Below are 18,026 nucleotides of genomic sequence, written 5' to 3'. Positions count from 1 at the left end.
TTCTTCCTCTTAAATTAATCGAACTCGCCCGGAGGTAAAGGCTTGTATTCGATCGCCCGCCAAGCCTACTAACAAGCGGCCGCTTCCGTCAATGCCGGCGGCTTCTCCGCAGATGGTTTCCGACGCAAGTTTGATCGCCACCGGGCAGCCAATCAACGCATCGCGGCGGCGCAATTCCGGCAAAAGTAGCGCTAAACCGGACTTGGAGGCTGGCTTGTCTGTGGTAGAAAACATATCGGCTAGCTCGAGTAAATAGTGCCGCAGTCGATCGAGCAAACACAGTTCATCTGGTACTGTACTAGCAATAGAATGCAAGCTTACCGCATTGCCGAGATCCCTTTCATCCAACCCCGCAGCCGCGAAATCTACGCAGCGGTTGAGTCCAATTCCCACAACGGCGCGAGTTTTGCCCAAAGCATTGCCGGAAGTAGCTTCGCAGAGAATTCCCGCTAATTTGTGGCGATCGATCCAGACATCGTTTGGCCATTTCAGGCGCAGCATATCGCGACAGTCGGGAACCAAATCTTCGATCGCGTAAATCACCGCTAAACCCGCTGCTAAACTGAGCCCCGGCAACAGATTGGGGTTGAGGTTGTCGAGTACAAAACTGGCTGTCAAGACACCGGTTGGGGCGTGCCAGGTGCGCCCGTGTTGGCCGCGCCCGCTGGTTTGTCGCTTGGTAAATACTGCATCTCCGTGGTGGAGTTGGGCCGCGCGGGCGATCGCCCAACTGTTGGTACTCGGACAGGTATCCAACGAGTGTAGCCAGTGAGGGAGGTTTGGGCGATCGGGTTCCGTGGATGCGGGCACGGGAGTTAAGGGCAATTCAGACAAGATTTGATTTGTAGTATTTGATATCTAAAAGCTGATTATCGCATTTTCCAGAAGTGCCACCTCGCGCGACGGCGAGAATTCAGAGAAATTGGAGTGTAGTACAGTTTCAGCATCAGATTAACCTTGCGCCATACCACCTATTTAGCAGAATAATCCTTGATATATAAAGGTTCAAGGGAACGCCGAGGGTTGATGCGAGCGATCGACACCCCTTTAAAAAACCCAATTTAAAAAAAAGTTGTATTACCCCCTTGACATCCTTGTATTATGCAGCGTAGTATAAATGTATTGCGAAGGTGAAAGAGCTTCAAAGCCTTAGCCCACCAGCAATATGAACCTTGACAACTGAATAGGAAGTTAATCATGTCACATAATTGTGGACATGGGCGGTGTAGACTCCGGCAACAATAGCCCGATCGGGTTGTAGTACGCGGAATCAACCGCCACCCCGTCCCAACTTGAGTAATTCAAGGACAGAATATTGTTCATTATCGCGGGGGTATAGCTCAACCGGTCAGAGCAGTCGCCTGTCGAGCGAAAGGTTGCGAGTTCAAGTCTCGTTACTCCCGTCAAAGTCCCGTAGGCAAAAGTCAAGCCGTCTCCCCCTCAAGGAGAAGATTGCGAGTGCAAACCTCGTCGGGACTCCCAGGTTAGGTGGCCGAGTGGTTGAAGGCGCCGGTCTGCAAAACCGAATTGCGCGGGTTCAAATCCCGCCCTAACCTCTGTTCCCAATCAGAAATTAAAAATTAGAAATTAAAAGATTAAACTAACAGTCTTTTAATTAATTTTTTTAACTGTGAAAAGGAACGAAGCGAAAGTGACATTGCAGCGTAGCTTAATGGTAAAGCGCCAAGTTCTACCTTGGTCAATGCAGGTTCAAATCCCGCCGCTGCGACCACAAGCAGGGATGGTGTAACTGGCAACACTCTGGTCTCCAAAACCAGCATTCTGAGTTCAAATCTCAGTTCCTGTGCCAATTTATAGTGCTGTAGGCAAATGGTTTAAGCCGCTTGGTTTTCACCCAAGTGATTGCGGGTTCAACTCCCGTCAGCACTTCCAAACTGGGTCGGCCCTCCTATTGGCGTGGGTAGCTGTCTGTAAAACAGTAGCTTAAAGCGTTGCTGGTTCAATTCCAGCCCGACCCATTTGTAACTGCATTTAATATGCAGTTGCAATCTTGAGAACGTGGTGTAACTGGATAACATTTCAGTCTACGAAACTGAAGATTTGGGGGTTCAAATCCCTCCGTTCTCGCTGTGGAGAGGTGGCCGAGTGGCTTAAGGCGCTTTCCTGCTAAGAAAGAGCGGTTTAACAGCCGTCGAGGGTTCAAATCCCTCCTTCTCCGTTTTCCCCCGATAGCTCAGTTGGTAGAGCGCTTGTCTGAAGAGCAAGAGGTCGTCAGTTCGATACTGACTTGGGGGATTGCGTTGCCTTATAGCTCAATGGTAGAGCAAGCGGTTGTTAACCGTTAGGTTGTAGGTTCGAGTCCTACTGGGGCAGCCATTTTTTAAATTGCCGGGTAGACAAATTGGTAAAGTCGCCTATCTCTGAAATAGGAGTTTCTGTAGGTTCAAAGCCTACCCCGGCACCCAATTATTGGGAAGTCGCCTAATCGGTATGGCACCGCTCTTTGAAAGCGGCAAAATGCAGGTTCGAGCCCTGCCTTCCCAGTTCTGCTATTACCAAAGCAGATCAATTACGCTCCTGTAGCCCAATTGGCAGAGGCCGCAATTTCAAAAATTGTGTTGTGTGAGTTCAAATCTCACCAGGAGTACCAAATTTTGAACTAAGTTTCTACTTGCTCCTGTGGCGGAATTGGCAGACGCGGCAGACTTAAAATCTGTTTTATTTTGAGTGTGAGTTCGAGTCTCACTAGGAGCATGAACGGGATGTAATTCAGCGGCCAGAAGCCATGTTTTGGGAGCATGGAGTCGTTGGTTCAAATCCAACCATCCCGACTTTACCCCTGTGATGTAATTGGAAAACATCACTCGCTCAGAACGAGTGTTTTTTGCAGGTTCGAGGCCTGTCAGGGGTATGAGGTTTTATTCAATCTCAAATCTCAAATCTCAAATCCGTTTTGCCCCTGTAGCCCAATCGGTAGAGGCGCTAGATTTAGGATCTAGTTAGTGCTGGTTCGATGCCAGTCAGGGGTATTTGGTGACATCGCGGGTGAAGTAGCCTGGGTAGGCTTGGAGGTCTCATAAGCCTCTTAATAGCAGGTTCAACTCCTGCCCCCGCCACCAAAAATGCAGGTGTGATGTAATTGGCAAGATGAGGCTTTTGTAAAGCTTTCTTGCCAGTGCAAATCTCGCCATCTGCTTGGCGCGCTGGTGTAGCTCAATTAGGCAGAGCAACTGATTGGTAATCAGTCGGTTGTAGGTTCAATTCCTATCACCAGCCCCACAATTGCGGATATGGTGTAACGGTAGCATTCGAGTCTTCCAAACTCTAGGCACGAGTTCGATCCTCGTTATCCGCTTGGCTAAACAAGAGGTTTTTTCAATCCAAAATCTCAAATTTCAAATCGGTTTGCGGGTGTGATGTAAAGGCTAGCATCTGAGTATGCCATTCTCAGCGCATGGGTTCGAGTCCCATCATCCGCTTTTGTAGTCCTGAGCTTCGATGGTAGAGCGTTTGCCTTACAAGCAGACGCGGGGTAATCTCCTGTCAGGACTACCAATTTAGGGGAGTGTAGCTCAATGGATAGAGCGCCGCGCTTCGGACGCGGATGTTGTGGGTTCAAGTCCTGCCACTCTCGTTGTTTTTGCTTTAATTTAAGGAGGTTGATTCCATTGAATGGATAATTTTTTATATTAAGAGCGATCCTCTTCGAGGGCTTCGCTAACGCCCTTTGCGTGTCCCAATCTTTGGAGCCTACATACTTTAGTACGAGAGGAAAGGTAACGCTGTCAAATTCAGCGGGCGTATGAGAACGAGGAATGCCATGAACCCGGCAGGTTGGCTTAAAGGTAGCCATCCTTTAAAGAGTGTGTAATAACTCATCGGCGGAGTCCCTCTAGTAACTGAGAAAACGCAATGCTCTGATAACTTGCACGTCAAAGTGCGTGAAGCGCAGCTATCCCGTAGGGAATCGCACAAATCAACAAAGAATACGGGAGTGTAACTCAACTGGATAGAGTGTCGAGCTTCTACCTCGAATGTTGTGGGTTCGAGTCCTACCGCTCCTGCTAAATGGGTTCGTAGCTTAATTGGTAAAGCATCTAACTGGCTGTTAGAAAGATATCGGTTCAAATCCGATCGCAATCCACCACACCAATTTTAGATTTTAGATTTACTCGACAGGTGAATCTTTTACCCGGGGTCATAGCTCAATTGGTAGAGCGCTTGCTTTGCACGCAAGAGGTTAGGAGTTCGATTCTCCTTGATTCCACTGCGGTGTCTGAAGTCGAAGCGGTCGAGACGCTAGCCCGTGAAGCTAGTTATTAGCGGGTTCAAGCCCCGTCAGACACCCCTTGGAAGATGCCGCTAAATGGTTGGCAACCAGTCTTGAAAACTGGGGTACAGGTAACTGTAAGGGTTCGATTCCTTCATCTTCCTTTTAACCGCCGGAAGTCGAAAAGCGAGACACCGTGCTGATAACGCGGCGATAGGAGGGGCAGTACCTCCTCGGTAGATGGATTGGTTTATAATAAGTCTAGATTTGCTAGTTATTCAACATAGAAGCCATGAGCATTCAAGTTCTAAAATTAGAATTGATTCAGTGGATTTTGTTATTAAAGGATATTCAACTTTTAAACGAAATCCAAAAACTGAAAGAAAAGTCACCCGAAAAGACTGCTGTACTCAAACCTCGTCAATTTGGCTGTGGTCAAGGAATTTTTACTTACGTTGCGGATGATTTTGATGAAACACCTCCGGGTTTTGAAGAATATATGTTGCCATGAAATATCTAATTGACACTCACATTCTAATTTGGTTTGTTGAAGGTAACGCTCGGCTTGATGAGTATGTGCGCTCGCTGATTGCTAATCCTGTCAATGAAATCTATATCAGCCAAGCGAGTTTGTGGGAGCTTACTATCAAAATCAGCATCGGTAAGTTGTCTTTGTCTATTTCTGTGTCGGAGTTAGAAAATTTTCTGATTAACCACGACTTTCAAATTCTAGACACTAAGTTCCTCCATTACGATAAATTGCAAAATCTTCCTTTTTACCATCAAGATCCTTTCGATCGCTTAATTATTTCTCAAGCCCAAGCAGAAGATTACACTATCATTACACATGACGAGAGGTTCAAACAGTATGATGTAAACTTGTTGTAATATCAAATTATCAAAATGAACTTGAAACATGAGAAAACTAAAATATTACGTTGCTTGCACGGTTGACGGGTTTATTGGTCGCGAAGATGGCTCATTTGATTGTTTTCCTATGTCAGGAGAGCATTTCGCTGATTTGTTCGATTCCTTTCCTGAAACTTTTCCGGCTGACTTTTAGGAAGCACGAGGCATTCGTGCAGAGAACAAGCAGTGTGATGCTGTTTTGATGGGAGGGAAAACCTATGAGGTAGGGCTAAATGTTGGTGTAACTAATCCTTATCCCAGCTTGAAGCAGTATGTTTTTTCGCGCACTATGGAAGCCAGTCCCGATGAGAATATTCAGCTTGTTTCGGACAATCCTGTCGCATTGGTTCAGGAATTGAAAAAAGAAACTGGTAAAGACATCTGGCTCTGCGGTGGTGGTGCTTTAGCGGTAACTCTTTTTTCTGAGATTTACGAGATGATTGTCAAGTTGAATCCGCTAGTTATCGGAGCGGGAATTCATCTTTTTTCTGGTGCAATTGAGCCGACCAATTTGGAACTTGCCGATCGCAAAATCTATAGCAACGGTTTCATGTTGCTTCACTATCGAGTGAAGCACTAGCAATCAGGACTTTATTCGTGGGAATTGCTGCAGGCAAAAAACGAGTGAAGTCCTTACTACAAAATGATTTTTTTAGGAATTACACAAACGCTGAATTTTTAAGGGTGGTTGGCAGAGCGGTGATGCACCCGGCTTTTAACCGGTACGAGATAGGTTCAACTCCTATATCACCCATTTTTAAAGACAGAAGGTAAACTGTTGTGCATTTAAATAGTATGTTTTGGGCGGGTTCGGGGGCCGATCCCACAAGAGTTTTAAGAGATAGAATTGTATAAATTAAATGCGCGACAGCTTAAAATGTACAAGGTTAAATATACGATAGCCTTTTCTGCTTGATCGAAAGTAACTAAACGAATGATATCATCAGTAGCTTACAGGCTCTTGGCTGGGTTCGATCGCCCTTACATTAAATCTCGCTCCAGGCGATCGGCACAAATTTATACAAAAACACTTGAATTTTCAGAACAGTTGTGTTATAGTAGCCTAGATGCGGGAGTATAGCTCAGTTGGTTAGAGCAGGTGACTCTTAATCTCAAGGTCGAAGGTTCAAGTCCTTCTACTCCCATCCCAAATCCTGAACCTGAATTTATCGAAACTCACGAGTGCAGTCAACTGCTGTAGCGGTTGGATGAGTGTGAGTGTTTGCGTTGTCGGATTTTTAATGCCGATCGACCGATCGGCTCATCCGATCGATAAAAGTGCGATCGCCCAAGCTATTTTTAAACTGAATAACCACAGGAAATGGTGATTAGCTATGATGGCAAATCTCTCGGGGCGCTGCTATGCGGGCGATCGCGATTTAGATGCGATCGCCCATTTAATCAATACTTGCGAAGAAGTCGATCGGCTCGATGAAGGCACTTCCATCTTGGAATTACAACAAGAATTTAAGCAATTGTCCCTAGATGTAGGCCGCGATATCCGCCTTTGGGAAGATGCGGAAGGAAAATTAATCGGTTTTGCTCAGTTGTCGGTTTCTGAGCCTGGGGAAGTAATTGACGGTTGGCTGTGGTTTCGCGTCCACCCCGACGCGCGCGGCGGCGATGTGGAAGCAGCCGCGATCGCCTGGAGTGAAGTGCGGATGCGCGAAGTGTCTGCAATGCGGGGCGCGCGCGTGAAGCTGCGAACCTACGCGCGCGCTGAGGATTGCGATCGCATTTCTGTGCTGGCAAGTGGCGGTTTTAAGGTCGATCGCTATTTTTGTCGAATGGCGCGATCGCTCTCTGAACCGATCCCAGAACCGCATTTCCCCGGAGGTTTCGCGCTGCGTCAGTTCCCCGGCGAACAGGAAGCGGCAGCTTGGGTAGAAATGTTCAACCAGTCGTTTATCGATCACTGGAATCATCACGATTTAACGGTGGATAAATATAAGCACGAGTTAGCTAAACCCGATTACAGAAATGATTTAGACTTGATTGCTGTTGCTGATGACGGCACATTTGTCAGTTTTTGTTACTGTGAAATTAGTGTGCAAGAGTGCGATCGTACCGGGCGCAATGAAGGCTGGATTGCTTGTCTCGGCACTCGGCGCGGCTTCCGCAAAATGGGATTGGGACGAGCTATGTTGCTGGCTGGTTTGCATCGACTCAAAGCTGCCGGTGTGGCTACTGCTATTCTCGGCGTCGATGCTGAAAATTCATCAGGTGCATTGCGTCTTTACGAGTCTGCTGGCTTCCACAATATTCGCGACAGTATTTCCTATGTTAAGGATATTTAATCGATATCAAGATTGAAGAGGCCGAGCCTCTGGGTATGCGTTACTAGGCAGAGCCTAGTAACGAGATAATTTGTAGGGATAGTGCCCCCGTGGCTACCCCGGATTGTAGGCGTAGTGTCCCGTGCCTACACCGCAGTTGACCTTTCCAAGCGGGTTTCAGCCAAAAACCAAAAAACTTTTCGCGACCTCTTGACATTTCTGTATTATGTATGTAGTATAAAAGTAAGGAAAGCACAGGACAGACAAAAACCTCTCTTTTCCGTACCGCTTCTGAACCTTGAAAACTGAATAGAGCTCGAAATTCCAAGGAACATCAATTTGAAAGTCTTATAACAGAGACTGAATTGTCATGTTGTTACTTTACACCAAACTGTTCGGTTACAAACTGACTCTCTCCGAGCCAGAGATTGTACAGGATCAGTCTAATTTCAACCAATTTAATGCGGATGCAGAACAGACAACTTCAGCTCGATTTCACTCAACTAAAAAGGATCAGGAAATCCGCAAAATCCAACAAGCTTATCATTTAGAACGGCGCTTCTTTTAGTAAAGATTATCAGATTTCGTGAATCTTTACCGATACTGGCAATTTGTTAAGTCTCACAAAAGCCAAAGTCGAGAGCAGATAAGCTACCAATCCCAAATCCCAAATCGCTCTAGGAGGTATCGGTAATGGTTCACATTCGTTTTGAAGGACGTTCCTATGACTTGGCAGAAAACCAACTGGGCATCGCAGCAGGAATGAGCGACAAGGCTATTAAGGAACGTCTGGCCAATCATTTTGATGTCAAGGGATCTCGCTTCGAGTCTTACGTTATTGATCGCCGTCCCAGTGGGGATTTAATTGTCCGCCCAGAAGCCGTTTACGGCTAGAAATTCACTTAAAGCACGTATTAGACAGCGCACCCCAACTAAAGAAGCTTACAAACTGGAAACGTTCGACTTAAAATCGAATAGTAGGTTCAATTCCTACCTGCCGAGAGGCTAAATAAAAGCTTCTCTGACTTGTGCGCTGCCTTTTATAGCTGAATTTTTTATATCTATCCGGCGCTGAAAAGTTCCACTTCGCGCCCCAACAAAGGAAGCTTACATACTAGCTCATTGGTAGAGCAATCCCCTCTTAAGGGACTGGTCGCGGGTTCAACTCCTGCGTATGTGCCAACGGCTTTCTTGACTTGCGCGAAGTGACTTTTTTATGCGCTATAAGCTCTGGTTGTTAATTCAGGATAATAATTAAGTAATCCTGTTAGTATTGAAGACTTGCATCCTCAAAAATAAATTGGGTATGAGCCATGAGAAAAAGACTGGCAATTTACCGATCGCCCAACGAGATAGACAGTCTGATTCATGCCTTCCAAGAATGCAACCTGTCGCGAAGTCAATGGACGCACGAAGCACATTTAACCGTTGGCCTTTGGTATCTGTGTTATGACTCGGAGCAAGAAGCGATAAATGCCATTCGCAATGGCATTAAACGTTACAACTCGGCTCAAGGAATTGAAACCACAAAAGATAGCGGGTATCACGAAACACTAACCCTGTTTTGGGTGCGAACTATTCGCCGATATCTCGCCGATGAAAGTCAAAATCGGTCGATCGTACATCTGGCTAACGGTTTGATTGCAAAATATGCCGATCGCACTTTACCATTTCGCTACTACACGCGCGATCGGTTGATGTCTTGGGAAGCTCGAATTAACTGGGTTGAACCAGACTTGAGAGCGAGCGAATTAGAAACAGTTTCCCTGAAATAGTTAATTTAAAATCGCAGTTTTTGCCGCGCCCCAATCGCGAGAGCTTACATACAGACCCTATTAGGTTTAGCCATAGGTTTACTAAAAAAAAGCTCCCCAAACTTGCGCGGTGATTTTTAAATTTCACTTGCTAGCGTGCAACAACGGCCAACCACCGATTTTGAATACTTCTCAAATCCAAAATCCAAAATCGAATAGGAAGGTAACACCAATGAATATGAATACAGCAGAGCGCGATTCGCGTTTGGAAATGCTCAACAGTCTGCTCACAACTCCGCACCGTCAATTAGAAAAAGTAGCAGAAATTCACAAGTTAATTATCGAATTAGACCCAATATTTTACGGTCATTTAGCAGTGTGGTATCAACGTCACGGCGACGTGCGCGATCACAAGGAAGTTTTTGCCGGAAATTTGCTGACTTCGGCGCTGACGGAACACCGAGATGCCGGTTTTATGATGCTGCAAGAGTTCCCTCCCTACGAGGTTTCGCGGATTGTGGACTTTATGAAGCGGCACCAGAATAAGGTGCCCCGCAGCGCGCGCACTGCTGTCACTCGCTATCTGAAATCGCGGGAAAAGAATGCACAGTTTTTCGATCGCGCGGCCATCCGCAACCGCAAGGCGATGAAGCATTTGTACGCAACGCTGCACGTCAAGCCGAGCGATCGCGCTAATGCTATCCTGTTTAAAGACAATCCGCCGGAAGACTCTCTGGCATTCGTTTTGAAGCAGTTAGCAAAGGCGGCGACACCTGCGGAACAGGCGAATTTGATTGTTGAGTACAAGATTCCGTATACGATCGCAGTTGGTGCGATCAAACAGCTAACGCCAACGGTTTTGGCCGCGCTGATTAACTCGATGTCGCCGCAGGAAGTTATCAACAATTTGAAATCGATTCAGTCGCGGGGCGCGATGGATCACGCGGAAGTCAAGCAGTTGATTGACTCGAAGCTGGATGAAGCGGCAAAGTGCGATCGGGTTTCTGCTTACAAAGCGAGTGTTGCGGGCGCGGGCGCGAACTTCGACACAGCAACGGCGGCGAAGCTGGAAGCGGTGACAAACGAACAGGTGAAGAAGCGCGGCAAGATTGCGAAAGCAACTGGTTTGTTGATTGACAAGTCGGGAAGTATGGAAAGTGCGCTCGAAGTCGGCAAGCGTCTCGCTGCCTTGATTTCCGGCATTTCCGACGCTGCACTGTTCGTTTATGCCTTTGACACGATGCCGTACCCAGTGCAAGCAAACGGCAGCGAATTGACAGACTGGGAACGCGCTTTCAAGCACATTCGCGCTGGCGGCGGCACAAGTTGCGGTTGCGCGGTGGAAGCAATGCGAATTAAAAAGCAGGTTGTCGATCAATTCATTATCGTAACAGATGAAGGCGAAAACTCTTCACCTTACTTCGTGGATGCTTACCCGAATTACTGCCACCGTTTGGGGGTAATTCCTGATGTTCTGATTGTGCGAGTTGGTGATTGGTGCGAAGATGTTGAGAAGCACTTAAAGGACAAACAAGTATCGGTGGAAACCTTTACGTTTGCGGGTGATTACTACTCATTACCGAATTTAGTGCCGATGTTGAGCCGTCCTTCGCGGCTGGAATTGTTGATGGAAATTCTGGACACGTCGCTGCCTGTGAGGGATGATAAGTGATATAATTGGACATGGCTCGTCAGTTAAGCTGGCGGGCTGTGCTCGCAAAGTTAGTGGGAGTTAGAATTGTATGTCAACTGAGATTACATACACTGACGCTGAAGCAAATTTAGAAAATCTCTGCGATCGCGCTGTGGAAACTGGCGAAGTAATAGTTATTAATAGGCCTAACGGTAAAAATGCGGTTTTGATTTCTGAGGCAGAATTAGAAAGTTTGCTAGAAACCCTTTATTTGCTGAGGTCGTCTGCCAATGCAACTCGTTTGTTGACAGCATTAAAGAGAGCTAAAGCAAGAGTTGTTCAACCTCAGACGCTCGATGAAATTTGCAAAAAATTTGGGATTAATGAAGAGGATAATAGTGAAAATGAGGTAGCGCTCACCAGTTAAATCATTGATGACAGAATCACAATCTTCTACTATACTCTAAACTTGGCAGGAGCAGTTGGTGACTTCAATATTAATCAAAGATTTAGCAACCGAATTAGAGCTTTTCACCGAAGATCCCGTGGAAAGATTTATTACCAGCGGGGTAAGTTGGCAACAGTATGAACAACTACTGACTCAACTCGGAGATAGTCCTTGGTATCGGGTTACTTATTTAGATGAAGTGCTGGAAATTATGGCCCCAAGTCGCCGTCACGATCGAGATAAAACCAGTATTGGGATGCTGCTAGAAGCGTACTTTCAAGAAACACGGACTCGGTTTTGGGGATTGGGTTCAACTACCTTCCGCATTCAAGCAAAAAAGGGCGGTACAGAACCGGATGAGTGCTATTGTATCGGTACAGAAAAAGAATTTCCTGATTTAGCGATCGAGGTTGTACTCAGCAGTGGCGGCCTGGACAAGTTAGCAGTTTACAAAAAGCTCGGCATCAGAGAGGTTTGGTTCTGGAAAAATCGTCGCTTTGAGGTTTATCATCTTCGGGGAGAGGAATATGAAAAAATGCAGCAAAGCGAGTTGTTGCCGAATTTGGATTTATCAGTGATTGCGGAGTATGTACAACGGCCTGACCCCCTTGAGGCGGTGTTGGAGTTTCGGGAAAGAGTTAGAGAAAATTTAAGGGGAAGTTGAGATTTAATATTGCGACTTACTCCCAAACATCTCCCTCAATATCCTCAAGCGACAACTTTTTACCTATTTAAAATTCTTCTCTAGTTTGAGCGATAATTTCTTGTAATTCTGGATTGGCTATGGATGACACTAACTGGGAATCCGCACCAGCCAAAGCCGCGCGCAACTTTTCCGCAGTCAGTGCAGGATATTTCTCTAACACCTGCTGTTGAGTCCATCCCGCAGCAAAGAGCCCCAGCAAGAATTCTACAGATAATCGAGTTTCTGGCGCTGCTGGTTGACTTGTTGAAGCTTTGGGGTTTGGATGAATGAGCTTTCGCCAGTCCATTGTTTTACTTAAACGATTTGGGAAGATTCCGCCGATTATACTGCATTTGGGCACAGTACAAACACGGATCTCGTTGACTGATTGTGTAACATGATACGGCAGGTAATACCATTTTAGATTTTTGATTTTAGATTGGGAATCACTGATAACAGCCAGGGTTTGGAGGTTGGCGACACTGGCATTTTTTTGAGTTGGTGTCATTTCTCGATTTTGCGATTAAATTGTTATTACGATCGCAGTACAGCACTTTCTTATAGACTAGAGTAATGGAATAGCGACGGGGCGAGCGACCTTTTTGCTTCAGTCCGTTTCTATACCAAACTGCGTTAGCGAAGCCCGCCCCTACGGGGGCTACGCCAACGAAGAGGATCGCGCTAAATCTCAAGGAACTGTGTAACCCACTGTGCAACGAACTGTGCAACCCACAATACAACTACTTTAACTTCTTAAAACTATGGGAAAAAAGTCGAAAGCCAAAAAATCCCAGGTCAAAAAATCCCGTTTGCTCTGCCAGCGACTCCAAGAAGCTCTCGATCGAGGCAGCAAAGTTTGGATTAAAACAAATAATAGCAGTTTCGGCGGCATCCCGATTAATTTGTTCGGGGAGTTTGTGGAACTTTTGGTGATAGTTCCCCCTAACGAACAGGCGGAAAATATCGATGCTTACGGACAAGTTACGTGGCTGATTCGACTCTCTGATATTATTGCACTCGCTTACCCTACTGAATATTGGTCTAAAGATAGATTAGAAAGTTTGCTGCCACCCGATGCCGTTACTTCGGAAGTAGGAGATTAACTGCGTAGGGTGTGCATTCCGTACCCTAATTTTAGCTGAGTTGTATTTGGTATGGTGTGCAATGCACACCATACATTTACTATTTTTTAAGCTGTTTTAGCAGCCAACATATACACCTCTTCCAGCAATTTTTATCAGTTTAATTAGTTGTTACAAGCTGAAAGCTGGACTTTACAGTTGCCACCATCTAGTTCGCTACAACCGGCGAGAGCTTGAGCTTCTGCTGCGGCTTTATCCTCACCCCAGCCCGCACCTGCTCCTCCTTTGCCTACTGCGATCGCTCCACAATTATTACTATTAGATGTCAGGGGTTCGCAGTCGTTCGCACCTCCGCTTTGTTCATTGCAGACGGCTACTGCTGCGTTTAGTGCTTCTTTTTCGGTCGCATGATCCCAACTAATACCAGTGGCGTCAGAAGTGGGAGAATAAGCAGTAGCTCCATAGCTGTCCTGAGCTTTAGCTACCTGGACTGAGCCAAAAAGAGGAAGTGTCAAAGCTGTGACTACAACCAACTTAGAAAAAAGCTTTTGCAGCATATTTACTTAAGATATTTACAAGGTTAACTTGCGAGGTTCGCTCAATATTAGATTAGGAGATTAACTCCTGTCAATAGTGTTGACGAATCTTTATAATTTCTTAAATTAAAAGTGTCTTCGGTAACAAAAAGTAAGATGATGGAGGTCAATTTAGTGGCAGATATCCGCCAAATTCTCAGCACACTCGCTGCCCAAGAAGGGCAGCTAGTCGATACCGAATTCCTGGCTCCCTGCGTGCGCGGGGGAAGCGTGCGGATAAAGGTTAGCTCAATGGTTTATACTTTTAAACCGCAGCCGCGCAACTTTGAAGGATGGGCTATTTTTCGTCCGATTAATGAGGAAATTGCTGCGGTAATTCAGGAACCGAGTTTGCCGCAAGTGGCCGAGTATTTGCAACTCCTCCTCCCCGTTCGCTTGCACTTGGCTTGCCTGCTGCAAGGGCAAACGTGGCTGGCTTATCCTGTTAACGAATCTGATGCTAAACACCGCACTGGTGTTGCGAAACCAGTACCAGTGCATTTAGTAACAGAAGGTTCGCAGTTTGAGCCGATTGTTGGGCGGTGGGACGGTCATTGTTTGTGGTTTGAAGAAATTGACAGGCGCGCCGATCCGCTGCCCTCTGAGAAGTTAAAAGCAGCTTTAAAACAGTTGATTTTGCCTCAAGAAGTTCGCTTTAAAGGGATGACGCCGGAAATGCGAACTGTTTACGAATTGGTGTTCCGAAATATTAAAGATTTCGATCCGAAAGTGCTGGATCAACAGCGCTTGCAGCGGGCGCTAAAAATGGGCGGCGGTGAATTGCGGGATTTTTGCGATCGCAAACATTATTGGCTGGTTGAATGGACTAGCGGGACTGGAGAACATCACACTTCTGCGATCGCCAAAAATGACTTGACAGTTATGAGTGCTGGCATTTGTCTCAGCGGATTGGACAAAGACTTCGACTTGCATTCATTGGTTGGAGTGGTTGAAAATCGATAATTCTTGATTACCATGAGTATATTTTTTCACGAACAACTTTACAGAAGTCCCGGAGTGATGTCGCAGATCAAAAATTTCCCGGTAACGGTGTGCGGGGCGGGCGCTTTGGGTGCGAATATTACAGAAAGTTTGGCGCGATCGGGTTTTTGTCAGTTAAAAGTCATCGATCGCGATCGCATCGAAGAACGCAACCTTTCCACTCAACCCTATTATCGATCGGACATCGGCGCATTCAAAGCCAAAATTTTCGCCAACAACCTCTACCGCGCTTTGGGAGTCAGCATTGACGCGCACTCAAAAGAATTGACACCCGCAAATGCCGATCGGCTGCTGGCCAACAGCGCCACAGTCATCGATACTTTTGATAACAGTGTCGCGCGGCAAGCAGTCAAGGATTACTGTGCGAGTGCCTCCCTTCCGTGCGTGCACGTCGGATTAGCTGCGGATTACTCCGAAATAATTTGGAACGAACACTATCGGGTTCCTTCAGCGACGAATGATGACGTTTGCGATTACCCACTGGCGCGAAACTTGGTAATCCTGACAGTTGCAGTTGCCTGCGAAGTTATTGTTACCTTTGCTGCTACCAAAGAGCAACAAAATTTAACTTGCACGATCGGAGATTTTGCAGTAAAGCCACTTATATTGTAGAATGTCGGTTGACTGTTGCCAGAAACCCGGTCAATCAAGACTGGATGCCCCCATCCTATAAACCCGGTTTCTCACCCTCAAACAATCGTCCAACTTGCAAAAAACGCTTGAAAAATTAACAGGGAAAGTATGGCCGGATCACAGACTTTTTATTATTTACTAGCAGTTCTCGCCCTATTAGTTTTGACGGGCACAAGTAGAGCAAACTATGCAGCGGGTTCCGCAGTTTGCCACACGAATGATTGCCATCGACCAGCAGTGAGACACCATAAAAGGATTTTACAATGCGGCTCGAAAGGGCACGATGTGAAGAAACTGCAAAAGTTGTTGAACGCGCGGGGCTTGTCCCCACACCCGATCGTAATTGATGGCGTTTTCGGTCCGACAACCGAAAATGCAGTGAAAAGATTTCAGCGGCAAGCTCATATTCCTGTAGACGGAGTTGTGGGAGGCAAAACTTGGGACAGACTGTTTGCTAGTTTGTAACTTTAAGCACCGGACAATAAAGGTTCCTAAGTCATCATTGCTAATCATTAATCGCTGCGGTTTGTAGTTGGACAGATAGCGCATTTTGTGCAACTACAGACACAGAAGCTTTAATCAACAATCAATCGCATACTAGATTGCTAATGAATGAAGTTTTAGATTTTTGGTTTGGTCGATCGCACTCTCCTGAGTTTGGCAAAGTCCACAAGAAATGGTTTGAAAAAGATGCGGATTTTGATGCAGAAGTTCGTTAGCGAAGCCCTCGAAGAGGATCGCGCTTTCTCCCGCAATACGAACTAGCCGCCTCCGGTCAACTCGACTCCTGGCACGATTCCCCCGACAACTGCCTAGCATTAATTCTAGTGCTGGATCAATTTCCGCGTAATATGTTTCGCGGAACGCCCCAAGCATTCGCCACAGACAGCAAAGCTTTAGCCACCGCCGAATATGCTGTTAATAATAACTTCGATCGCGAATTGCTGACTGTACAAAAATTATTTGTTTATCTGCCTTTTCAACACAGCGAAAACTTAGAAAACCAGCAAAAATCTGTCGAACTATTTAGCCAACTCAGCGGCGAACCTGACAGCGATTCATTCATGGAATACGCGATGCAGCATTTGGAAATAATCCAGCGTTTTGGGAGATTTCCCCACCGCAATGAAATTCTCGGACGCGAAACAACCCCCGAAGAAGCGGAATTTCTCAAACAACCTGGTTCGGGATTTTAAAGCGCGATCGCAAAATCTCGATCGTTCTGATATATTCGAGGTTGTAGAGGCGGTTTGAGCGCGCAATCACAACCAACAGCAGACCATCTCTCTACAAAACCCGCCCCAACCCAGCGAATCTCAAATTGAATAGTGAAATTAGAAAAGAAGATAAATTCTTGATTCAACAAAAAGTATACGAGGGTGAAGAATTTATCGATCGCCCAATCGTCAGCGGCGATACTGCACCCGATAAATCCGGTTATTCGCTTCCTCAGTAAACAGCAAACTCCCGTCAGGTAAAACCAGCAAACCAACCGGCCTCCCCCAAGTTTTAGGGCCCGACGGATCTGTGAGAAAACCAGTCAGAAAATCCTCATAATAACCTTGAGGGCGTCCGTTCGCCGCATTAAAAGGTACAAACACGATTTTATAACCAGTTCCAGCGTTCCGGTTCCAACTGCCGCGAAACGCCACAAACGCCCCGTTCAGGAATCTTTTGGGAAACGTTTTGCCGTCGTAAAATTGAAGCCCCAAAGCCGCCGAATGCGCCTGAAACAAAACGTCCGGCATTAATGTTTTAGCCGCTAAATCAGGTCGATCGCTATTGCCATTTCTGGAGTGGCGCGGGTCGAGCAAATTCGGCTTAAAATAAGCGTAAGGCCAGCCGTAAAACTCGCCTTGACGAATTCTTGTGAAGTAATCCGGCACCAAATCATCTCCCAAACCGTCGCGTTCGTTGACTGTTGCGTAGAGTTGGTTGGTTGTTGGGTGAAAATCCAATCCCACCGGGTTTCGCAAACCGGAAGCAAAAATTTGCTTGTTCTGGCCGTCCAAATTCATCACTTGAACAGAGGCCCTCGGCAGCGGTTCGACATCGGCATTAGATTGCGATCCAACTGATACGAAAAGCTTGCTCTTGTCGGGGGAAACGACAACATTTCGCGTCCAGTGTTGGTTGTAGCCACCGCCCGGTAAATCGGCAATTTTTTGACCAGTACCAGTTAATTGTTCCTGCCCTTTTGTGTAGGAAAATCGGCGGACTTCATCGGTATTTCCGAGGAAAAAATAGCGATCGGCAAAAGCCATGCCAAAGGGAATATTTAACCCGTTTTGGGTACTTGCAAAAGTCTTGCGAACCTCAGCAACCCCGTCGCGGTTGGCATCCCGCAATAGTGTAATCCGATTCTGCCGGGTTTCTGTTACCAAAACATCGCCTGTCGGCGTCAAAGCCAGCCATCGGGGAGCGTCTAAATTGTCAGCAAAAACGTTGACGACAAAGCCAGGAGGCACTCGCAGCACTGGCGATGCGGGAATCGGTATTACTTGAGGAGGTTTTGAGGCGCTTTCGCTGGCTCCTGGCTGCGGCAAAGAAGTTGCAACAATGCGGATTGGCTGCGGCGACAGCGGTTTGGTCGGTACAATTTGATTTGTGCCAACATTTGTCAGCGGTGCACGGGAGGGAATTTGCGACAGGGGGCCGTTGCCGCCAACAGCAGGGGCGATCGCATCTGTAGCTCGATCGCACGCAATCACGGGCAACAGCAGAATTAGCAGCAAGAAACGCAGGTAATACATAGCAGCGATTTCTCAACAATTGCTGGACAATTCTATTATTCTAAC

General features: G+C 46.5%; 19 protein-coding genes, 29 tRNA genes and 1 pseudogene. 45 read left to right on the top strand and 4 right to left on the bottom strand.

All coding sequences use genetic code 11. The features are described from left to right. Window positions 1–9: 9 nt before the first annotated feature. Window positions 10–834, bottom strand: coding sequence for a biotin--[acetyl-CoA-carboxylase] ligase (locus QT996_RS04740; RefSeq protein WP_333044883.1), 825 nt, complete (start codon window positions 832–834; stop codon window positions 10–12). A gap of 495 nt (window positions 835–1,329) precedes the next feature. Here QT996_RS04740 and QT996_RS04735 point away from each other — a divergent pair. From QT996_RS04735 to QT996_RS04540, 40 genes are all read left to right on the top strand, one after another. After that, window positions 1,330–1,403: transfer RNA gene (locus tag QT996_RS04735), tRNA-Asp, on the top strand. A 4-nt stretch (window positions 1,404–1,407) separates the two neighbouring features. Continuing rightward, window positions 1,408–1,482, top strand: a tRNA-Glu gene (locus QT996_RS04730). Further along, a tRNA-Cys gene (locus QT996_RS04725) sits at window positions 1,483–1,556 on the top strand. It abuts the tRNA gene before it with no gap. Between the two features lie 102 nt (window positions 1,557–1,658). Beyond that, window positions 1,659–1,732, top strand: a tRNA-OTHER gene (locus tag QT996_RS04720). Window positions 1,733–1,735: 3 nt separating this feature from the next. Then, window positions 1,736–1,810 (top strand) — tRNA-Trp (locus tag QT996_RS04715). 6 nt (window positions 1,811–1,816) lie between these two features. Continuing rightward, window positions 1,817–1,893 (top strand) — tRNA-Glu (locus QT996_RS04710). A gap of 4 nt (window positions 1,894–1,897) precedes the next feature. Further along, window positions 1,898–1,979 (top strand) — tRNA-Tyr (locus QT996_RS04705). A 34-nt stretch (window positions 1,980–2,013) separates the two neighbouring features. Continuing rightward, window positions 2,014–2,088: transfer RNA gene (locus QT996_RS04700), tRNA-Arg, on the top strand. Between the two features lie 4 nt (window positions 2,089–2,092). Beyond that, window positions 2,093–2,179 (top strand) — tRNA-Ser (locus QT996_RS04695). 4 nt (window positions 2,180–2,183) lie between these two features. Further along, window positions 2,184–2,256 (top strand) — tRNA-Phe (locus QT996_RS04690). Between the two features lie 6 nt (window positions 2,257–2,262). After that, window positions 2,263–2,337: transfer RNA gene (locus QT996_RS04685), tRNA-Asn, on the top strand. Window positions 2,338–2,347: 10 nt separating this feature from the next. Beyond that, window positions 2,348–2,426: transfer RNA gene (locus tag QT996_RS04680), tRNA-Gln, on the top strand. A 5-nt stretch (window positions 2,427–2,431) separates the two neighbouring features. After that, a tRNA-Gln gene (locus QT996_RS04675) sits at window positions 2,432–2,505 on the top strand. A 29-nt stretch (window positions 2,506–2,534) separates the two neighbouring features. After that, window positions 2,535–2,611 (top strand) — tRNA-Leu (locus QT996_RS04670). A gap of 23 nt (window positions 2,612–2,634) precedes the next feature. Beyond that, window positions 2,635–2,715: transfer RNA gene (locus tag QT996_RS04665), tRNA-Leu, on the top strand. A 4-nt stretch (window positions 2,716–2,719) separates the two neighbouring features. Further along, window positions 2,720–2,792 (top strand) — tRNA-Pro (locus QT996_RS04660). Window positions 2,793–2,916: 124 nt separating this feature from the next. Then, window positions 2,917–2,990, top strand: a tRNA-Leu gene (locus QT996_RS04655). Between the two features lie 173 nt (window positions 2,991–3,163). After that, window positions 3,164–3,240 (top strand) — tRNA-Thr (locus QT996_RS04650). Window positions 3,241–3,245: 5 nt separating this feature from the next. Then, window positions 3,246–3,316 (top strand) — tRNA-Gly (locus QT996_RS04645). Between the two features lie 129 nt (window positions 3,317–3,445). After that, a tRNA-Val gene (locus QT996_RS04640) sits at window positions 3,446–3,516 on the top strand. Window positions 3,517–3,522: 6 nt separating this feature from the next. Beyond that, window positions 3,523–3,595 (top strand) — tRNA-Arg (locus QT996_RS04635). 356 nt (window positions 3,596–3,951) lie between these two features. Then, window positions 3,952–4,025: transfer RNA gene (locus QT996_RS04630), tRNA-Arg, on the top strand. Window positions 4,026–4,031: 6 nt separating this feature from the next. Beyond that, window positions 4,032–4,108 (top strand) — tRNA-Ala (locus QT996_RS04625). 47 nt (window positions 4,109–4,155) lie between these two features. Continuing rightward, window positions 4,156–4,228: transfer RNA gene (locus QT996_RS04620), tRNA-Ala, on the top strand. A 5-nt stretch (window positions 4,229–4,233) separates the two neighbouring features. After that, window positions 4,234–4,308, top strand: a tRNA-His gene (locus QT996_RS04615). A 4-nt stretch (window positions 4,309–4,312) separates the two neighbouring features. After that, window positions 4,313–4,395: transfer RNA gene (locus QT996_RS04610), tRNA-Ser, on the top strand. Window positions 4,396–4,523: 128 nt separating this feature from the next. Beyond that, window positions 4,524–4,742, top strand: a complete 219-nt coding sequence (locus tag QT996_RS04605; protein ID WP_333044881.1) for a hypothetical protein — start codon at window positions 4,524–4,526, stop codon at window positions 4,740–4,742. Continuing rightward, window positions 4,739–5,119, top strand: coding sequence for a type II toxin-antitoxin system VapC family toxin (locus QT996_RS04600; protein WP_333044879.1), 381 nt, complete (start codon window positions 4,739–4,741; stop codon window positions 5,117–5,119). Before QT996_RS04605 ends, QT996_RS04600 begins: the two co-directional genes overlap by 4 nt. A 187-nt stretch (window positions 5,120–5,306) precedes the next feature. Then, window positions 5,307–5,720, top strand: a complete 414-nt coding sequence (locus QT996_RS04595) for a dihydrofolate reductase family protein (RefSeq protein ID WP_333044969.1) — start codon at window positions 5,307–5,309, stop codon at window positions 5,718–5,720. 102 nt (window positions 5,721–5,822) lie between these two features. Then, window positions 5,823–5,894, top strand: a tRNA-Lys gene (locus tag QT996_RS04590). 180 nt (window positions 5,895–6,074) lie between these two features. Beyond that, window positions 6,075–6,221, top strand: a complete 147-nt coding sequence (locus tag QT996_RS04585; protein WP_333044877.1) for a hypothetical protein — start codon at window positions 6,075–6,077, stop codon at window positions 6,219–6,221. Next, window positions 6,212–6,285: transfer RNA gene (locus tag QT996_RS04580), tRNA-Lys, on the top strand. Before QT996_RS04585 ends, QT996_RS04580 begins: the two co-directional genes overlap by 10 nt. A gap of 189 nt (window positions 6,286–6,474) precedes the next feature. Then, window positions 6,475–7,437, top strand: coding sequence for a GNAT family N-acetyltransferase (locus QT996_RS04575; RefSeq protein ID WP_333044875.1), 963 nt, complete (start codon window positions 6,475–6,477; stop codon window positions 7,435–7,437). 349 nt (window positions 7,438–7,786) lie between these two features. Beyond that, window positions 7,787–7,984 (top strand): radical SAM protein, encoded by a 198-nt coding sequence (locus QT996_RS04570; RefSeq protein WP_333044874.1) that lies wholly within the window; start codon window positions 7,787–7,789, stop codon window positions 7,982–7,984. A gap of 125 nt (window positions 7,985–8,109) precedes the next feature. Further along, complete coding sequence (locus QT996_RS04565) at window positions 8,110–8,310, top strand: hypothetical protein (protein WP_333044873.1); 201 nt, start codon at window positions 8,110–8,112, stop codon at window positions 8,308–8,310. 215 nt (window positions 8,311–8,525) lie between these two features. Then, window positions 8,526–8,598: transfer RNA gene (locus tag QT996_RS04560), tRNA-Lys, on the top strand. Window positions 8,599–8,729: 131 nt separating this feature from the next. After that, a complete protein-coding gene (locus QT996_RS04555) occupies window positions 8,730–9,191 on the top strand; it encodes a hypothetical protein (RefSeq protein ID WP_333044872.1) in 462 nt (153 codons plus the stop codon). A gap of 211 nt (window positions 9,192–9,402) precedes the next feature. Further along, window positions 9,403–10,842: a hypothetical protein gene (locus QT996_RS04550; protein WP_333044871.1), complete on the top strand. Its 1,440-nt coding sequence runs from the start codon at window positions 9,403–9,405 to the stop codon at window positions 10,840–10,842. 70 nt (window positions 10,843–10,912) lie between these two features. Further along, entirely contained in the window at window positions 10,913–11,230 is a 318-nt protein-coding gene (locus tag QT996_RS04545; RefSeq protein ID WP_333044870.1) for a type II toxin-antitoxin system prevent-host-death family antitoxin, read from the top strand. 58 nt (window positions 11,231–11,288) lie between these two features. Then, window positions 11,289–11,915 (top strand): Uma2 family endonuclease, encoded by a 627-nt coding sequence (locus QT996_RS04540; RefSeq protein WP_333044867.1) that lies wholly within the window; start codon window positions 11,289–11,291, stop codon window positions 11,913–11,915. Window positions 11,916–11,982: 67 nt separating this feature from the next. Here the strand turns inward: QT996_RS04540 and QT996_RS04535 are convergent, their stop codons facing one another. Then, a complete protein-coding gene (locus tag QT996_RS04535; protein WP_333044865.1) occupies window positions 11,983–12,444 on the bottom strand; it encodes a DUF433 domain-containing protein in 462 nt (153 codons plus the stop codon). A gap of 253 nt (window positions 12,445–12,697) precedes the next feature. On the opposite strand from QT996_RS04535, the gene QT996_RS04530 reads away from it, so the two are divergent. Beyond that, on the top strand, window positions 12,698–13,039 hold the full coding sequence (locus QT996_RS04530) for a hypothetical protein (protein ID WP_333044863.1): 342 nt from the start codon (window positions 12,698–12,700) through the stop codon (window positions 13,037–13,039). Window positions 13,040–13,182: 143 nt separating this feature from the next. Here the strand turns inward: QT996_RS04530 and QT996_RS04525 are convergent, their stop codons facing one another. After that, window positions 13,183–13,575 (bottom strand): DUF4189 domain-containing protein, encoded by a 393-nt coding sequence (locus QT996_RS04525; protein ID WP_333044861.1) that lies wholly within the window; start codon window positions 13,573–13,575, stop codon window positions 13,183–13,185. Window positions 13,576–13,710: 135 nt separating this feature from the next. Here QT996_RS04525 and QT996_RS04520 point away from each other — a divergent pair, with 135 nt between their 5' ends. From QT996_RS04520 to QT996_RS04505, 4 genes and pseudogenes are all read left to right on the top strand, one after another. Then, the gene (locus QT996_RS04520; protein WP_333044859.1) at window positions 13,711–14,556 is read left to right on the top strand and encodes a hypothetical protein; all 846 of its coding nucleotides are present in this window, start codon (window positions 13,711–13,713) and stop codon (window positions 14,554–14,556) included. Window positions 14,557–14,568: 12 nt separating this feature from the next. After that, the gene (locus QT996_RS04515; RefSeq protein WP_333044858.1) at window positions 14,569–15,207 is read left to right on the top strand and encodes a ThiF family adenylyltransferase; all 639 of its coding nucleotides are present in this window, start codon (window positions 14,569–14,571) and stop codon (window positions 15,205–15,207) included. A 129-nt stretch (window positions 15,208–15,336) separates the two neighbouring features. Beyond that, window positions 15,337–15,693, top strand: coding sequence for a peptidoglycan-binding domain-containing protein (locus QT996_RS04510; protein WP_333044857.1), 357 nt, complete (start codon window positions 15,337–15,339; stop codon window positions 15,691–15,693). A gap of 284 nt (window positions 15,694–15,977) precedes the next feature. After that, window positions 15,978–16,424: pseudogene (locus tag QT996_RS04505) on the top strand (DUF924 family protein); the annotation flags it as partial. A 210-nt stretch (window positions 16,425–16,634) separates the two neighbouring features. Here QT996_RS04505 and QT996_RS04500 read toward each other — a convergent pair. Continuing rightward, window positions 16,635–17,981, bottom strand: a complete 1,347-nt coding sequence (locus QT996_RS04500; protein WP_333044856.1) for a PQQ-dependent sugar dehydrogenase — start codon at window positions 17,979–17,981, stop codon at window positions 16,635–16,637. Window positions 17,982–18,026 lie beyond the last annotated feature (45 nt).

The organism is Microcoleus sp. S13C4 (genome assembly GCF_036700865.1).
GTDB lineage: Bacteria > Cyanobacteriota > Cyanobacteriia > Cyanobacteriales > Microcoleaceae > Microcoleus.
This window is presented reverse-complemented; position numbering and strand designations above follow the sequence as displayed.

Excerpts from the sequence above, each read along its gene's own strand:
- QT996_RS04605 (WP_333044881.1), top strand. The coding sequence starts at position 4,524 with ATGAGCATTCAAGTTCTAAAATTAGAATTGATTCAGTGGATTTTGTTA.
- QT996_RS04600 (WP_333044879.1), top strand. The coding sequence starts at position 4,739 with ATGAAATATCTAATTGACACTCACATTCTAATTTGGTTTGTTGAAGGT.
- QT996_RS04585 (WP_333044877.1), top strand. The coding sequence starts at position 6,075 with ATGATATCATCAGTAGCTTACAGGCTCTTGGCTGGGTTCGATCGCCCT.
- QT996_RS04575 (WP_333044875.1), top strand. The coding sequence starts at position 6,475 with ATGATGGCAAATCTCTCGGGGCGCTGCTATGCGGGCGATCGCGATTTA.
- QT996_RS04570 (WP_333044874.1), top strand. The coding sequence starts at position 7,787 with ATGTTGTTACTTTACACCAAACTGTTCGGTTACAAACTGACTCTCTCC.
- QT996_RS04565 (WP_333044873.1), top strand. The coding sequence starts at position 8,110 with ATGGTTCACATTCGTTTTGAAGGACGTTCCTATGACTTGGCAGAAAAC.
- QT996_RS04555 (WP_333044872.1), top strand. The coding sequence starts at position 8,730 with ATGAGAAAAAGACTGGCAATTTACCGATCGCCCAACGAGATAGACAGT.
- QT996_RS04550 (WP_333044871.1), top strand. The coding sequence starts at position 9,403 with ATGAATATGAATACAGCAGAGCGCGATTCGCGTTTGGAAATGCTCAAC.
- QT996_RS04545 (WP_333044870.1), top strand. The coding sequence starts at position 10,913 with ATGTCAACTGAGATTACATACACTGACGCTGAAGCAAATTTAGAAAAT.
- QT996_RS04535 (WP_333044865.1), bottom strand. The coding sequence starts at position 12,444 with ATGACACCAACTCAAAAAAATGCCAGTGTCGCCAACCTCCAAACCCTG.
- QT996_RS04530 (WP_333044863.1), top strand. The coding sequence starts at position 12,698 with ATGGGAAAAAAGTCGAAAGCCAAAAAATCCCAGGTCAAAAAATCCCGT.
- QT996_RS04525 (WP_333044861.1), bottom strand. The coding sequence starts at position 13,575 with ATGCTGCAAAAGCTTTTTTCTAAGTTGGTTGTAGTCACAGCTTTGACA.
- QT996_RS04520 (WP_333044859.1), top strand. The coding sequence starts at position 13,711 with ATGATGGAGGTCAATTTAGTGGCAGATATCCGCCAAATTCTCAGCACA.
- QT996_RS04515 (WP_333044858.1), top strand. The coding sequence starts at position 14,569 with ATGAGTATATTTTTTCACGAACAACTTTACAGAAGTCCCGGAGTGATG.
- QT996_RS04510 (WP_333044857.1), top strand. The coding sequence starts at position 15,337 with ATGGCCGGATCACAGACTTTTTATTATTTACTAGCAGTTCTCGCCCTA.
- QT996_RS04500 (WP_333044856.1), bottom strand. The coding sequence starts at position 17,981 with ATGTATTACCTGCGTTTCTTGCTGCTAATTCTGCTGTTGCCCGTGATT.